Below are 15,189 nucleotides of genomic sequence, written 5' to 3' on the forward strand. Positions count from 1 at the left end.
CGTTGTGTTTCAACATTTCTGCCGCCGAACACAAGTCTGCGCCACCTTGGCACTTGATCCTGTCCGGATTTGCGACTAACCCGTCAATCGGCCTTAGGGGTATAGCTCAGTTGGTAGAGCGACGGTCTCCAAAACCGTAGGTCGCGGGTTCAAGCCCTGCTGCCCCTGCCAAGCCACAGATCGGAACGGCCCGTGCCGAAGGATCACCCGCCCCATGACTGAACCAACATTTTCCGTGGCTTTCCACATCGGGGCGCACAAGACCGCGACATCGCATCTGCAACGGTCGATCCGGATGCAGGCCAGCGCATTGGCCGCGCGCGGGGTGCATTGGTTCGGGCCGGATAGACTGCGTCAGCCGCGTCAGTCTGTTCCGGCCCTGCTGGGAATCGATGAGGGGCAGGCGCCGTCCAATCAGTTCACATCGCTGTGCCAGACCGCCGAGCGGATCGTGTTCAGCGAGGAAAACTATATCGGCGTCTTGAATGTGGCGCGCCGCAGGCCGGTGACCAGCCGGTATCCCGATGCGGCCATGCGGATCAGCGCGGTGGCACAGGCTGTCGGGCGCGATGTCGATGTCTGTCTTGCGATCCGGCGGCCGACCGGCTTTCTGAACGGGGCCTATTGCCAGCAGTTGATGGGCGGCATCGTGACGCCGATGGCGCAATACCGCAAGATGAACGCCTTGGCCTCTGTCGATTGGGCCGATCTGGTGGCGCGTCTGCGCGCAGCACCCGGAGTTGGCCAGCTTGTCGTGTGGTGCTTTGAGGATTACGCGGCCCATTTCCCTGCGATTTGTGCAGCACTTCTGGGACCCGCTGCGGCAGGTCTGGTGCAACCGATCGACCGCTATATTCACCGCAGCCTGTCCGCCGCAGCCGTGGCCGAGGTCTTGCACCGCCATGGGTCGGCAGGGTTGGCTGATCTCGGCATGGCCGCGCGCAGGGTGTTGCCGGTCGAGGAAGGCTATCCGGCTTTCGACGGGTTTAGCCCTGCCGAACATGCCGCCGGTGATGCAGCCTATCGCACGCAGATCGCAGCGATTGCGGCCATACCGGAGGTGACGCTGCTGGACCCGCTCTGGGCGCGTGCTGCCGTGCGGGCTTGAATTCGGCGCGGCAAACCCGTATGTCCGCCAAAGTTTCGATAAAGGACCGTGCCGATGGCCATCGCCAATCCCGTGAAGTTCATTCAAGAAGTCCGCGCCGAGGTGGCCAAGGTCGTCTGGCCGACCCGCCGCGAGGTCGTGCTGACCACGATCATGGTATTCATCCTTGCCGCACTGACGGCCGTGTTCTTTTCGCTGGTCGATTTCGTGATCCGCTTCGGCCTGTCCGGCGTGCTGGGCTATTTCGGCGGCTAAGGCTGGCGTGCTTATTCTGCCCGCCCCTCTTGAAAACGGGTGGTGGCGGCGGTAAAGGCAGGCAACTTCGGAAATATGGCGTGCGGCGAATCAAGTTGCACGCCGCTTTTATTTTCGACACCGGCGCAGGCGTCGGATCAATTTGAACCAGGGGCCGGTGCGGTCTCGTGACGACAAGGTGCTCTGACAGATGGCTAAACGCTGGTATTCGGTAAGCGTTCTTTCGAACTTCGAAAAGAAGATCGCAGAGGCAATCCGCGCAAAAGCGGAAGAAAAAGGCCTGTCCGACCAGATCGACGAAGTCCTTGTGCCCACCGAAGAAGTCATCGAGGTGCGCCGCAACAAGAAAGTGACGACCGAACGCCGTTTCATGCCCGGCTATGTGCTGGTGCATATGGAAATGTCGGACGAAGGCTATCACCTGATCAACTCGATCAACCGCGTTACCGGGTTTCTGGGGCCACAAGGCCGCCCGATGCCGATGCGCGATGCCGAAGTGCAGGCCATCCTTGGCCGCGTTCAGGAAGGCGAGGATAGCCCGCGCACCCTGATCCACTTCGAGATCGGCGAGAAGGTCAAGGTCAACGACGGCCCGTTCGAGGATTTCGACGGTATGGTCGAATATGTCGACGAAGAACACCAGCGCCTCAAGGTTACGGTGTCGATTTTTGGCCGGGCCACCCCGGTCGAGTTGGAATTCACGCAGGTTTCCAAACAGTAACCTTGCGTGTTCAGACGTGGGAGGCCCGGGTTTGATCCGGACCGAACCACGGCATCACCGCCCGTTTGTGGGTAAATGTAGGGTGGGCGTCAGCCCACCGCTGAAAAAGGAGAGGCCAGATGGCCAAGAAAGTCATGGGCATGCTCAAGCTGCAGGTTGCAGCGGGCGACGCCAAGCCAAGCCCGCCGGTCGGCCCAGCATTGGGTCAGCGCGGGATCAACATCATGGAATTCTGCAAGGCGTTCAACGCCAAGACAGCAGATATGGAAAAAGGCGCGCCTTGCCCGACCGTGATCACCTATTACGCGGACAAGTCCTTCACCTTCGAGATCAAGACGCCCCCTGCGTCCTATTACATCAAGAAGGCGGCCAAGCTGCAGTCCGGGTCCAAGACCCCCGGCCGTGCATCCGCAGGATCGATCACCGCCAAGCAGGTGCGTGAAATCGCCGAAGCCAAGATGAAAGACCTCAATGCGACGTCCATTGAAGGTGCAATGCAGATCATCATGGGCTCTGCCCGTTCGATGGGCGTGGAGGTCAAGTAATGGCAAAGCATGGTAAGCGTATCTCCGCAGCCCGCGCCGCGTTTGATGGCAAAACCAATGTGTCGGTCGCCGAAGCGATCGCCTTGGTTAAAGGCAACGCAACAGCGAAATTCGACGAAACCGTCGAAATCTCGATGCAGTTGGGTGTCGACCCACGTCACGCTGACCAGATGGTCCGTGGCACGGTGACCCTGCCCAACGGCACCGGCAAGACCGTTCGCGTCGCCGTTTTCGCCCGTGGCGACAAGGCTGACGAAGCAAAGGCCGCAGGCGCCGATATCGTCGGTGCAGAGGACCTGATGGAAACCATCCAGTCCGGCAAAATCGACTTTGACCGTTGCATCGCTACGCCTGACATGATGGCCATCGTTGGCCGTCTGGGTAAGGTGCTGGGTCCACGCAACCTGATGCCGAACCCGCGTGTCGGCACTGTGACCATGGACGTCAAGGAAGCTGTCGAAGCGGCCAAGGGCGGACAGGTCCAGTTCAAAGCCGAAAAAGCAGGCGTTGTGCATGCCGGTATCGGCAAGGCGTCTTTCTCGGCTGAACAGCTGCAGGAAAACATGCGCGCTTTCGTGGATGCCGTCGGCAAGGCGCGTCCATCCGGCGCCAAAGGCACCTATATGAAAAAGATCGCCGTCAGCTCGACAATGGGCCCCGGCGTGACTGTCGACGTGGCTTCGGCGACCGGCAACGCCTGATCCTTCTTTCAGGTCACACACAGAGCGGCAGGCCATCACGGCCTGCCGTTTTCGTTTGTGCTGCGATCTTGTGGCGCGACAGAAAGGCCACAAAATCATCCTCGCTTAGCGCGGGCGCCAGCGCATTGCCCTGATAATACCTGCAGCCGATGCCGCGCACCACGGTGATATCCTCGGCAGATTCGACGCCTTCGGCCATTGCTTCGATCCCCAAGGCGCGCGTCATTTCAAGGATCGCCGCGACCACCTTGCGTTGCTGTGGGTCAGACACAGCCGCACGGATCAGATTGCGTTCAATCTTGAGCCGGTCCGGCCTGACCTTCAGCAAGCCGGTGATCGACGCGCGCCCGCTGCCAAAATCATCCGTCAGGATTTCGACACCCATGTCGCGCAGGCTGCGCAGATTGTCCTTGATCAGGGGGTTCTCGCGCCTGTCGTCGAAATAGATCGTTTCCAGCAGTTCGATCGACAGACTGCATTGCCGGTCGGTCCAGCAGCTTGCGACATCATCGGGCAATCGCGGGTCCATCAGGCGGGGCGCACTGATGTTCACCGAAATGGACGGCAGGCGCAGCCCGCAGGCGTGCAGGCGGTTCATCGCGTCAAGTGCCAGACGCAGCATCAGCCTGTCGATATCCTCGACCATTCCCATCTCGGTCGCGAGATCGAGGAAGGTCCCGGGCTTCATCAGGCCATAGTCCGGGTGACACCAGCGGACCAGCGCCTCTGCCCCGATGATGTCGCCAGACAGTGCATCCGCCTGTGGCTGGAAATAGGCGACGAATTCGCCACGCTGCAACGCCGCAGGGATGGTGGCCGCAATCCGGCGGCGAGCCTGCATCCGCGTTGTGACCTGTGGGGTGATGGTGCAGACCTGATTGCGGCCGTTGCGCTTGGCTTCGTATAACGCGACATCGGCATTGGTCGTCATGGCCGCGGCATTGTCCTGCCCGGCCACGCCAAAGGCGATCCCGACACTGATCCCGATGGTGACCTGTCGCTGCGCCAGATCGATAGGGGCTGTCATCGCATCGACGATGGCGTTCCCCGTCCGGGTCGCATTGGCCGCAGTGACGTTGCGCGTCAGCAGGACCATGAACTCGTCCCCGCCCACGCGGTAGGTTTGCCCCCCGTCGCCCACGGCCGCACAAACGCGCTGCGCGGCGGTCGCCAAAAGAATGTCGCCGCAGGGGTGCCCCAGCGTGTCGTTCACCCATTTGAACCGGTCAAGATCGAGATGCAGCAAGGCCAGCTTGATACCCAAGGCCCCAAGGGCCTTTTCCAGCGCATGTTCAAATGCGCGGCGGTTCGGCAGCCCGGTCAGAATGTCGTGGTAGGCCGCCTGCTCCAGCGCATGCCGCGCCTCGTGCAGTTCGCGGTTCCGCACGGCCAGCGCGGCATTGCTTTGTTCCAGTTGCATGATCGTCAATTTTTCGCGGGTGATGTCATGGCCCGTGCCGCGATAGCCGATGAAGGTGCCGTCGGCGTCAAACCGGGGAACGCCGGCTGTCCGTAACCACAACACCGACCCGTCGCTGGGCCTGATCACCTCGTATTCGAAATCGCGGAACGGGCGATGTGCTGCAAGATCATCCAGATGTGACTGCCACGCCGCGCTGGTGGCCTTGGCCGCAAGGGCCACGCGGTCCCGACCAAGAAGATCCGCTGTCCTGAGTCTGGTGACTTCTTCCATACGGGTCGAAAAATAGGTAAACCGGTGCGCGTGATCGGTTTCCCAGAACCAGTCAGAGGCGATGCCTGCGAAATCTTCGAGATTTCGGAAAGTTGATGTGGTCGCGCATGTCATTGGCGCACTCTAGGGCCCAATGATTGCGCAAAGGTTTATCGCGGCGGCCCCTCGCGGCCTGTCCTGTGCGAAATCAGCCCTTGGCAAGCGGGCCGTCAGGCGATAACCAACCCTATGGGCCCGAAAGATTGATTCGTTCGGGCCTTTATTCGTCCGAGACGGTGGGTTGGTCGCAAGACCGTTAATTCCTGCCTGAGACGGGATAGACCAGAATTTTTCGAGGCTCTCCTCGGTTCAACTTGGCTCGCCCCGTTTACGTGGACACCGACTGTCGGGTGGTCCGCCGCCCGGCAAAAACGAGAGCCGGTGCCAGACTATTTGGCACCTTAATTGGAGTGAAACTGTGGATAGAGCACAAAAAGAACAATTGGTCGATGAACTCGGCCAGATCTTTGAAAGCTCTGGCGTTGTAGTGGTCGCCCACTACGAAGGCATGACAGTTGCTGAAATGCAGGACCTGCGGGCGCGTATGCGTGATGCCGGCGGGGCCGTGCGCGTTGCCAAGAACAAGCTCGCCAAGATCGCCCTTGAAGGCAAGCCATGCGCAAGCATCGCTACCTACCTGACGGGGATGACAGTAATCGCCTATTCCGAAGACCCTGTCGCAGCAGCGAAAGTGGTCGATGCCTATGCCAAGACGAACGAGAAATTGGTCGTTCTGGGCGGGGCTATGGGTGATTCAGCATTGGATCCAGCCGGTGTGAAAGCCGTTGCCGGGATGCCAAGCCGCGAGGAGCTTATCGCTTCCATCGTGGGTTGCATCGCAGCACCTGCCGCAAACATCGCCGGGGCCATTGGCGCGCCTGCTTCGAACATCGCGAGCATTCTTTCGACCATCGAAGAGAAAGCTGCGTAAAGCATCTGAATTGACTTGGGGCTGTCGCCTCACGTTGGAACACACTTAAAACGAACGGAAAGCATAAAATGGCTGATCTGAAAAAACTGGCTGAAGAGATCGTTGGTCTGACCCTTCTCGAAGCACAAGAACTGAAAACCATCCTCAAGGATGAGTACGGCATCGAGCCCGCTGCTGGCGGCGCTGTGATGATGGCCGGTCCTGCTGTTGCTGCTGAAGCTGCAGAAGAAAAGACCGAATTCGACGTCGTCTTGAAAGACGCCGGCGCACAGAAGATCAACGTGATCAAAGAGGTGCGCGGCATCACCGGTCTGGGCCTGAAAGAAGCCAAAGATCTGGTCGAAGCTGGCGGCAAGGTCAAAGAAGGCGCGTCGAAAGCCGAAGCCGACGAAATCAAAGCCAAGCTGGAAGCAGCTGGCGCGACCGTCGAACTGGCCTAAGCCCTATCTGGCAAAGGGTTGCCTTTGCCGAACCAAAACGGCTGGACGCACTGATCGTGCGTCCAGCCAAACCTGTCTTAGCGGTCGGCCATGCGTGGCCCACCTCTTGGGCTAGGTTGAAAAGTCGGGAGGCGGCCGGTGGGACGGCAGCCACGAATAGACTTGAAACCCCTCGTCAAATGGACGCGGCAGCGCAGCCCGGGCGCTGTCCGTTCGAGAGACAAACAAAAGGTGATATCGCACATGGCTTCCTCCTTCCTTGGTCAGAAACGCCTGCGCAAGTATTACGGCAAAATCCGTGAAGTGCTTGAAATGCCGAACCTCATCGAGGTTCAGAAATCTTCCTATGATCTGTTCCTGCGTTCCGGCGACAGTGAAACACCGCTTGACGGCGAAGGCATCAAGGGTGTGTTCCAGTCGGTTTTCCCGATCAAGGACTTCAACGAAACCGCCGTGCTGGAGTTCGTGAAATACGAACTGGAAAAGCCCAAGTACGACGTCGAAGAATGCATGCAGCGCGACATGACCTATGCCGCCCCGCTGAAGGTGACGCTGCGCCTGATCGTGTTCGAAGTGGACGAGGACACAGGGTCCAAATCCGTCAAGGATATCAAGGAACAAGACGTGTTCATGGGCGATATGCCCCTGATGACGCCGAACGGCACTTTCGTCGTGAACGGCACCGAACGCGTGATCGTGTCCCAGATGCACCGCAGCCCCGGCGTGTTCTTTGACCACGACAAGGGCAAGACCCATTCGTCGGGCAAACTGCTGTTCGCTTGCCGCATCATCCCTTACCGCGGCAGCTGGCTCGATTTCGAATTCGACGCCAAGGACCTTGTGTTCTGCCGGATCGACCGTCGCCGCAAACTGCCTGTCACCACCCTGCTTTATGCGCTTGGTCTGGACCAGGAAGGCATCATGAATGCCTATTACAACACTGTCGATTACGCGCTGGACAAAAAGGCGAACGCCTGGACGACCAAGTTCTTCCCCGAGCGCGTGCGCGGCACCCGTCCGACCTATGACTTGGTTGATGCCGACACCGGCGAGATCATTGCAAAGGCTGGCGAGAAGGTAACACCACGCTCGGTCAAGAAGATGATCGACGACGGTAAGGTCAAGAACCTGCTGGTGCCTTACGAACATATCGTCGGCAAATACGTCGCCCGCGACATCATCAACGAAGACACTGGTGCGATCTACGTCGAAGCCGGTGACGAGCTGACGCTGGAAATGGACAAGACCGGTGACGTCGTTGGCGGTACGTTGAAAGAACTGATCGACGCGGGCATCACCTCGATCCCCGTGCTCGACATCGACAACATCTCTGTGGGTGGCTACATCCGCAGCACGATGGCGGCCGACAAGAACATGAACCGCGAAACCGCGCTCATGGATATCTACCGCGTCATGCGCCCCGGTGAACCACCGACCGTCGATTCCGCATCGGCGCTGTTTGACACGCTGTTCTTTGACAGCGAACGCTATGACCTGTCCGCCGTGGGCCGCGTCAAGATGAACATGCGTCTGGACCTCGATGCCGATGACAGCATCCGCACGCTGCGCCGTGAGGATATCGTCGCCTGTATCAAGGCGCTGACCGAATTGCGCGACGGCAAGGGCGACATCGACGACATCGACCACCTTGGCAACCGTCGCGTCCGTTCCGTGGGCGAGTTGATGGAAAACCAGTATCGCGTCGGTCTGCTGCGTATGGAACGCGCGATCAAGGAACGTATGTCCTCGGTCGAAATCGACACCGTGATGCCGCAGGACCTGATCAACGCGAAACCTGCTGCTGCGGCTGTGCGCGAATTCTTCGGCTCCAGCCAGCTGTCGCAGTTCATGGACCAAACCAACCCTCTCTCCGAAGTGACGCACAAGCGTCGTCTGTCGGCGCTTGGGCCCGGCGGTCTGACCCGCGAACGTGCAGGCTTTGAGGTGCGCGACGTCCACCCGACCCATTATGGCCGGATGTGCCCGATTGAAACGCCCGAAGGTCCGAACATCGGTCTGATCAACTCGCTGGCCACTTTCGCCCGCGTGAACAAATACGGCTTTATCGAAACACCATACCGCAAGGTCGTGGACGGCAAGGTGACGGATGATGTGCAATACATGTCCGCGACCGAGGAAATGCGCCACACCGTGGCGCAGGCCAACGCGTCGATGAACCCTGACGGATCGTTCCGCAACGATCTGGTGTCGACCCGTGTGAACGGCGACTACACGCTGGCCCCGCGTGAAAACGTGGACCTGATCGACGTGTCGCCGAAGCAGCTGGTTTCGGTCGCCGCCTCACTGATCCCGTTCCTTGAAAACGACGACGCCAACCGCGCGCTGATGGGCTCGAACATGCAGCGGCAGGCCGTGCCTTTGCTGCAGGCCGAAGCGCCACTGGTCGGCACCGGCATCGAAGAAGTCGTGGCGCGCGATTCCGGCGCTGCGATCATGGCGAAACGTGCCGGTATCATCGACCAGGTCGATGCGCAGCGGATCGTGATCCGTGCCACATCCGATCTGGAACTGGGTGATGCGGGCGTCGACATCTACCGCATGCGCAAATTCCAGCGGTCCAACCAAAACACCTGCATCAACCAGCGTCCGCTGGTGAAGGTGGGCGATCTGGTCCAGAAAGGTCAGGTCATCGCCGATGGCCCAAGCACCGATCTGGGCGAGCTGGCACTGGGCAAGAACGTGGTCGTCGCCTTCATGCCGTGGAACGGCTACAACTACGAAGACTCGATCCTGATCTCCGAACGTATCGTGCGCGACGACGTCTTCACCTCGATCCATATCGAGGAATTCGAAGTCGCCGCGCGTGACACGAAACTCGGGCCAGAGGAAATCACCCGCGACATCCCCAACGTCGGCGAGGAAGCCCTGCGCAACCTCGACGAGGCGGGCATCGTCTATATCGGGGCCGAAGTCGGGCCTGCGGATATTCTGGTCGGCAAGATCACCCCAAAAGGCGAAAGCCCGATGACGCCGGAAGAAAAGCTGCTGCGCGCCATCTTTGGTGAAAAGGCATCCGACGTGCGTGACACATCGCTCCGCCTGCCGCCCGGTGACTTTGGCACCGTGGTCGAGGTGCGCGTGTTCAACCGTCACGGCGTGGAAAAAGACGAACGCGCGCTCCAGATCGAGCGTGAAGAAGTCGAACGCCTGTCGCGCGACCGCGATGACGAACGTGCGATCCTTGACCGCAATATCTATGCGCGTCTGTGGGATATCATCGGTGGCAAGAAAGCAGCCAAGGGGCCAAAAGGCTTCAAGGCAGGCGCTGTTGTGACCGAGGAAAGCGTTTCCGAACTGAGCCGCGGCCAGTGGTGGCAGCTCGCGATGGAAGACGAAGACGACGCGAAAATCGTCGAGGCGCTGAACCAGCAATACGAAATCCAGAAACGTGCAATGGATGCACGGTTCGAGGACAAGGTTGAAAAGGTCCGTCGCGGCGACGATCTGCCTCCGGGCGTGATGAAGATGGTCAAAGTGTTCGTCGCGGTGAAGCGCAAGCTGCAGCCCGGCGACAAGATGGCCGGTCGTCACGGCAACAAGGGCGTCATTTCCAAGGTTGTGCCGATGGAAGACATGCCGTTCCTTGCGGACGGGACACCTGTGGACTTCTGTCTGAACCCGCTGGGCGTGCCATCGCGCATGAACGTCGGTCAGATCCTTGAGACGCACATGGGTTGGGCCGCGCGCGGTCTGGGCATCCAGATCGACGAGGCTTTGGGTGAATACCGCCGGTCCGGCGACCTGACACCCGTGCGCGAGGCGATGAAGATCGCCTATGGCGACGATGTCTACGACGAAGGCATCGCCGGCATGAACGAGGATGATCTGGTCGAAGCGGCCGGTCACGTCACGCGGGGTGTGCCGATTGCGACACCTGTCTTCGACGGGGCGAAAGAGGCTGACGTAAACGATGCGCTGCGGCGTGCCGGTTTCGACACCTCGGGTCAATCGATCCTGTTCGACGGTCGCACAGGCGAACAGTTCAGCCGCAAGGTGACGGTGGGTGTCAAATACCTGCTGAAACTGCACCACCTTGTCGATGACAAGATCCATGCGCGTTCCACCGGGCCTTACAGCCTTGTCACGCAGCAGCCTCTGGGTGGTAAAGCCCAGTTCGGCGGCCAGCGTTTCGGGGAAATGGAAGTCTGGGCACTGGAAGCTTACGGCGCTGCCTACACCTTGCAGGAAATGCTGACGGTCAAGTCAGATGACGTGGCAGGGCGGACGAAAGTCTATGAAAGCATCGTCAAAGGCGAGGACAATTTCGAGGCTGGCGTGCCCGAGTCCTTTAACGTGCTCGTGAAAGAAGTCCGGGGTCTCGGCCTCAACATGGAACTCCTGGATGCGGAGGACGACGAATAGCCAAGAATTTTCGTCCGAAAATTCTTTCTAAGGTCAAAATTCTTCGTACGAAGAATTTTGACCGCGTCCCTTTCCACCCGATATTCGAGGTAAAAAGATGAACCAGGAACTGACAAACAACCCGTTCAACCCGGTTGCTCCGGCAAAGACGTTTGACGAAATCAAGGTGTCTCTGGCATCGCCCGAGCGGATCCTGTCGTGGTCCTTCGGCGAGATCAAGAAGCCCGAAACCATCAACTACCGCACGTTCAAGCCAGAGCGGGACGGTCTGTTCTGCGCGCGTATCTTTGGCCCGATCAAGGATTACGAATGCCTCTGCGGCAAATACAAGCGCATGAAATACCGCGGTGTCGTCTGCGAAAAATGCGGCGTGGAAGTGACCCTGCAAAAGGTCCGCCGCGAACGTATGGGCCATATCGAACTGGCCGCACCTGTCGCGCACATCTGGTTCCTGAAATCGCTGCCATCCCGCATCGGCCTGATGCTGGACATGACCCTGCGTGATCTGGAACGCATCCTGTATTTCGAAAACTACGTTGTGATTGAACCCGGCTTGACTGACCTCACCTATGGCCAGTTGCTGACCGAGGAAGAATTCAACGACGCGCAGGACCTTTACGGCATGGACGCGTTCCAGGCCAATATCGGTGCCGAAGCGATCCGCGAAATGCTGGCCCAGATCGACCTCGAATCCGAGGCTGAACAGCTGCGCGCCGATCTGAAAGTGGCGACAGGCGAGTTGAAGCCCAAGAAGATCATCAAGCGTCTGAAGATCGTCGAGAACTTCCTTGAATCCGGCAACCGTCCGGAATGGATGGTCCTGACCGTGATCCCCGTGATCCCGCCAGAACTGCGCCCGCTGGTGCCGCTGGATGGTGGCCGTTTCGCGACATCCGACCTCAACGATCTGTATCGTCGTGTGATCAACCGCAACAACCGTCTGAAGCGTCTGATCGAACTGCGCGCGCCCGATATCATCGTGCGCAACGAAAAGCGCATGTTGCAGGAATCCGTCGATGCGCTGTTTGACAACGGTCGCCGTGGCCGCGTCATCACGGGTGCCAACAAGCGTCCGCTGAAATCGCTGTCCGATATGCTCAAGGGCAAGCAGGGCCGTTTCCGCCAGAACCTTTTGGGCAAGCGGGTCGACTTTTCGGGTCGTTCGGTCATCGTGACCGGTCCGGAACTGAAACTGCACCAGTGCGGGTTGCCCAAGAAAATGGCGCTCGAACTGTTCAAGCCGTTCATCTATTCGCGGCTGGAGGCCAAGGGCCTGTCCAGCACCGTGAAACAGGCCAAGAAACTGGTCGAAAAAGAACGGCCCGAAGTCTGGGATATTCTGGATGAGGTGATCCGCGAACACCCTGTCATGCTGAACCGTGCGCCAACCTTGCACCGTCTGGGCATTCAGGCGTTCGAACCTGTCCTGATCGAAGGCAAGGCGATCCAGCTGCATCCGCTGGTCTGTACCGCGTTCAACGCCGACTTTGACGGCGACCAGATGGCTGTGCACGTCCCGCTGAGCCTTGAGGCGCAGCTGGAAGCCCGCGTTCTGATGATGTCCACGAACAACGTGCTGTCGCCTGCCAACGGCGCGCCGATTATCGTGCCGTCGCAGGATATGATCCTTGGCCTTTACTACACGACCATCCAGCGTGAAGGCATGAAGGGCGAAGGCATGTCCTTCAGCAACATCGACGAAGTCGAACACGCGCTGGCCGCAGGCGAGGTGCATCTGCACGCCAAGATCACCGCGCGGATGATCCAGATCGACGACGAAGGCAACGAAGTGCTGGAACGGTTCGAAACGACACCGGGCCGTCTGCGTCTGGGCGTGCTGTTGCCGCTGAATGCCAAGGCGCCTTTCGCTTTGGTCAACCGCTTGCTGCGCAAGAAGGAAGTCCAGCAGATCATCGACACCGTCTACCGCTATTGCGGCCAGAAGGAATCGGTTATCTTCTGCGACCAGATCATGACCATGGGCTTCCGCGAGGCGTTCAAGGCGGGCATTTCGTTCGGCAAGGACGATATGGTCGTACCCGACACCAAATGGGCGCTGGTCGATGAAACGCGTGATCAGGTCAAAGACTTTGAACAGCAGTACATGGACGGCCTGATCACCCAAGGTGAAAAGTACAACAAGGTCGTGGACGCCTGGTCGAAAGCCAACGACAAGGTCACCGAGGCGATGATGACCACCATTTCGACCGCCGGCCGCGATGCCGACGGATCGGAGTCGGAGCCGAACTCGGTCTATATGATGGCCCATTCCGGTGCGCGTGGCTCGGTCACTCAGATGAAGCAGCTTGGCGGGATGCGCGGCCTGATGGCCAAGCCGAACGGCGAGATCATCGAGACGCCGATCATCTCGAACTTCAAGGAAGGTCTGACCGTTCTTGAATACTTCAACTCGACCCACGGTGCCCGTAAGGGTCTGTCGGATACGGCGCTGAAGACCGCGAACTCGGGTTATCTGACACGTCGTCTGGTGGACGTCGCACAGGATTGCATCGTCCGTCAGGTCGATTGCGGCACTGATCGTGCGATCACTGCCGAAGCCGCCGTGAACGATGGCGAGGTTGTGTCGTCGCTGGCCGAACGTGTGCTGGGCCGTGTCTCTGCTGATGACGTTCTGCGTCCCGGCACCGACGAGGTGATCGTGCATGCAGGCGAGCTGATCGATGAACGCAAAGCCGACATGATCGACGCAGCCGCCATCGGCAAGATGCGCATCCGCAGCCCGCTGACTTGCGAGGCCGAAGATGGCGTCTGTGCGATGTGCTATGGCCGTGATCTGGCGCGCGGTACCCGCGTGAACATCGGTGAAGCGGTCGGCATCATCGCCGCCCAATCCATCGGTGAACCCGGCACACAGTTGACGATGCGGACCTTCCACATCGGCGGTGTGGCGCAGGGCGGGCAGCAGTCCTTCCTCGAAGCATCGCAGCCCGGCAAGGTCACGTTCCGTAACGCGCAACTGCTGGAAAACGCCGCTGGCGAAAACGTCGTGATGGGCCGGAACATGGTCATCGCGATCGTCGGACCCGAGGGCGAGGATCGTGCGACCCACAAGGTCGGCTACGGCTCCAAGGTGCTGGTCAAAGAAGGCCAGGACATCCTGCGCGGCGACAAGATCTTCGAATGGGACCCTTACACCCTGCCGATCATTGCCGAAAAGTCGGGGACGGCGAAATATGTTGACCTCGTCAACGGGATCGCCGTGCGTGAAGACACCGATGATGCAACGGGCATGACCCAGCGCATCGTGTCCGACTGGCGCGCCGCCCCCAAAGGCAACGAGCTGGCACCGAAGATCATCGTGGTCGGTGCGGATGGTGAAGTCGTGCTCAAGGATGACGGCAACCCCGTATCCTATGGCATGTCGGTTGACGCCGTTCTGTCCGTCGAAGACGGGCAAGAGGTGAAAGCTGGTGACGTGATCGCCCGTATCCCGCGCGAAGGTGCCAAGACCAAGGACATCACCGGCGGTCTGCCGCGTGTGGCCGAATTGTTCGAAGCCCGTCGTCCCAAGGATCACGCGATCATCGCCGAAATCGATGGCTACGTGCGCTTTGGCAAGGACTACAAGAACAAGCGCCGGATCACGATCGAAAGCGCCGAAGATGCGGACGTGAAGGTCGAATACATGGTGCCCAAGGGCAAGCACATTCCCGTTGTGGAAGGTGACTTTGTCCAGAAGGGCGATTACATCATGGATGGCAACCCGGCTCCGCACGACATTCTTGCGGTCATGGGTGTCGAAGCCTTGGCAGTCTACATGATCGACGAAGTGCAGGACGTTTACCGTCTGCAGGGCGTGAAGATCAACGACAAGCACATCGAAGTCATCGTCCGCCAGATGCTCCAGAAATGGGAAATCCAGGACAGCGGTGACACGGTTCTGCTGAAAGGCGAAACTGTCGATAAGGCTGAATTCGACGAAGCCAACGCCAAGGCGCTCAAGCGCGGCGACCGTCCGGCAACGGGCGAGCCGATCCTGCTTGGGATCACCAAGGCATCGTTGCAGACACGGTCGTTCATCTCGGCGGCGTCGTTCCAGGAAACCACACGCGTGCTGACCGAAGCATCTGTGCAGGGCAAGCGGGACAAGCTGATCGGTCTGAAAGAAAACGTCATCGTCGGCCGTTTGATCCCGGCCGGGACTGGTGGGGCAACCCAGCAGATGCGCAAGATCGCAGCGGACCGCGACAATGTCGTGATCGAAGCCCGCCGCGAAGAAGCCGAACAGGCGGCAGCCTTGGTTGCCCCCGTGCGCAGCGAAGAAACCGATGTGTTCGGTGCCCGCAGCGAGGCGACCGAAGACAACGACGCATAAGCGTAAACGCTTGAGCATCCTGAAAAGGCCCCCGGAG

Annotated in this window: 10 protein-coding genes and 1 tRNA gene; 10 read left to right on the top strand and 1 reads right to left on the bottom strand. The window is 59.5% G+C overall.

The genetic code is table 11. The annotated features are described in order from the left end of the window. The first annotated feature begins 95 nt into the window (after positions 1-95). The 6 genes from VCK47_RS12415 to rplA all read left to right on the top strand — a co-directional run bounded on the left by VCK47_RS12415 (position 96) and on the right by rplA (position 3,330). Positions 96-171: transfer RNA gene (locus VCK47_RS12415), tRNA-Trp, on the top strand. Between the two features lie 43 nt (positions 172-214). Continuing rightward, positions 215-1,108: a hypothetical protein gene (locus VCK47_RS12420; RefSeq protein WP_322890545.1), complete on the top strand. Its 894-nt coding sequence runs from the start codon at positions 215-217 to the stop codon at positions 1,106-1,108. 54 nt (positions 1,109-1,162) lie between these two features. Next, entirely contained in the window at positions 1,163-1,363 is a 201-nt protein-coding gene (gene secE, locus VCK47_RS12425) for a preprotein translocase subunit SecE (protein ID WP_087205932.1), read from the top strand. Positions 1,364-1,553: 190 nt separating this feature from the next. Further along, entirely contained in the window at positions 1,554-2,084 is a 531-nt protein-coding gene (gene nusG, locus VCK47_RS12430) for a transcription termination/antitermination protein NusG (protein WP_007206590.1), read from the top strand. A gap of 119 nt (positions 2,085-2,203) precedes the next feature. Then, a complete protein-coding gene (rplK, locus tag VCK47_RS12435) occupies positions 2,204-2,629 on the top strand; it encodes a 50S ribosomal protein L11 (RefSeq protein WP_019956818.1) in 426 nt (141 codons plus the stop codon). Further along, on the top strand, positions 2,629-3,330 hold the full coding sequence (gene rplA, locus VCK47_RS12440) for a 50S ribosomal protein L1 (protein ID WP_322890544.1): 702 nt from the start codon (positions 2,629-2,631) through the stop codon (positions 3,328-3,330). Before rplK ends, rplA begins: the two co-directional genes overlap by 1 nt. Positions 3,331-3,343: 13 nt before the next feature. Here rplA and VCK47_RS12445 read toward each other — a convergent pair whose 3' ends face one another. Beyond that, positions 3,344-5,137, bottom strand: a complete 1,794-nt coding sequence (locus tag VCK47_RS12445; protein ID WP_322890543.1) for a putative bifunctional diguanylate cyclase/phosphodiesterase — start codon at positions 5,135-5,137, stop codon at positions 3,344-3,346. A 343-nt stretch (positions 5,138-5,480) separates the two neighbouring features. Here VCK47_RS12445 and rplJ point away from each other — a divergent pair, with 343 nt between their 5' ends. The 4 genes from rplJ to rpoC all read left to right on the top strand — a co-directional run bounded on the left by rplJ (position 5,481) and on the right by rpoC (position 15,152). Further along, positions 5,481-5,993, top strand: coding sequence for a 50S ribosomal protein L10 (gene rplJ / locus VCK47_RS12450; RefSeq protein WP_322890542.1), 513 nt, complete (start codon positions 5,481-5,483; stop codon positions 5,991-5,993). Positions 5,994-6,061: 68 nt separating this feature from the next. Beyond that, positions 6,062-6,433 carry a 50S ribosomal protein L7/L12 gene (gene rplL, locus VCK47_RS12455; protein ID WP_322890541.1) on the top strand — a complete coding sequence of 124 codons (372 nt, stop codon included), beginning with the start codon at positions 6,062-6,064 and terminating at the stop codon, positions 6,431-6,433. Between the two features lie 243 nt (positions 6,434-6,676). Beyond that, positions 6,677-10,816 (top strand): DNA-directed RNA polymerase subunit beta, encoded by a 4,140-nt coding sequence (gene rpoB, locus VCK47_RS12460; RefSeq protein WP_322890540.1) that lies wholly within the window; start codon positions 6,677-6,679, stop codon positions 10,814-10,816. A gap of 97 nt (positions 10,817-10,913) precedes the next feature. Further along, a complete protein-coding gene (gene rpoC / locus VCK47_RS12465; RefSeq protein ID WP_322890539.1) occupies positions 10,914-15,152 on the top strand; it encodes a DNA-directed RNA polymerase subunit beta' in 4,239 nt (1,412 codons plus the stop codon). The last annotated feature ends 37 nt before the right edge of the window (positions 15,153-15,189 follow it).

Source organism: Yoonia sp. 72 (assembly GCF_034652275.1).
GTDB lineage: Bacteria > Pseudomonadota > Alphaproteobacteria > Rhodobacterales > Rhodobacteraceae > Yoonia.

Bases quoted from the DNA above. Each gene is read 5' to 3' on its own strand.
- rplK (WP_019956818.1), top strand. From the start codon at position 2,204: ATGGCCAAGAAAGTCATGGGCATGCTCAAGCTGCAGGTTGCAGCGGGC.
- rpoB (WP_322890540.1), top strand. From the start codon at position 6,677: ATGGCTTCCTCCTTCCTTGGTCAGAAACGCCTGCGCAAGTATTACGGC.
- nusG (WP_007206590.1), top strand. From the start codon at position 1,554: ATGGCTAAACGCTGGTATTCGGTAAGCGTTCTTTCGAACTTCGAAAAG.
- secE (WP_087205932.1), top strand. From the start codon at position 1,163: ATGGCCATCGCCAATCCCGTGAAGTTCATTCAAGAAGTCCGCGCCGAG.
- rpoC (WP_322890539.1), top strand. From the start codon at position 10,914: ATGAACCAGGAACTGACAAACAACCCGTTCAACCCGGTTGCTCCGGCA.
- VCK47_RS12420 (WP_322890545.1), top strand. From the start codon at position 215: ATGACTGAACCAACATTTTCCGTGGCTTTCCACATCGGGGCGCACAAG.
- VCK47_RS12445 (WP_322890543.1), bottom strand. From the start codon at position 5,137: ATGACATGCGCGACCACATCAACTTTCCGAAATCTCGAAGATTTCGCA.
- rplA (WP_322890544.1), top strand. From the start codon at position 2,629: ATGGCAAAGCATGGTAAGCGTATCTCCGCAGCCCGCGCCGCGTTTGAT.
- rplL (WP_322890541.1), top strand. From the start codon at position 6,062: ATGGCTGATCTGAAAAAACTGGCTGAAGAGATCGTTGGTCTGACCCTT.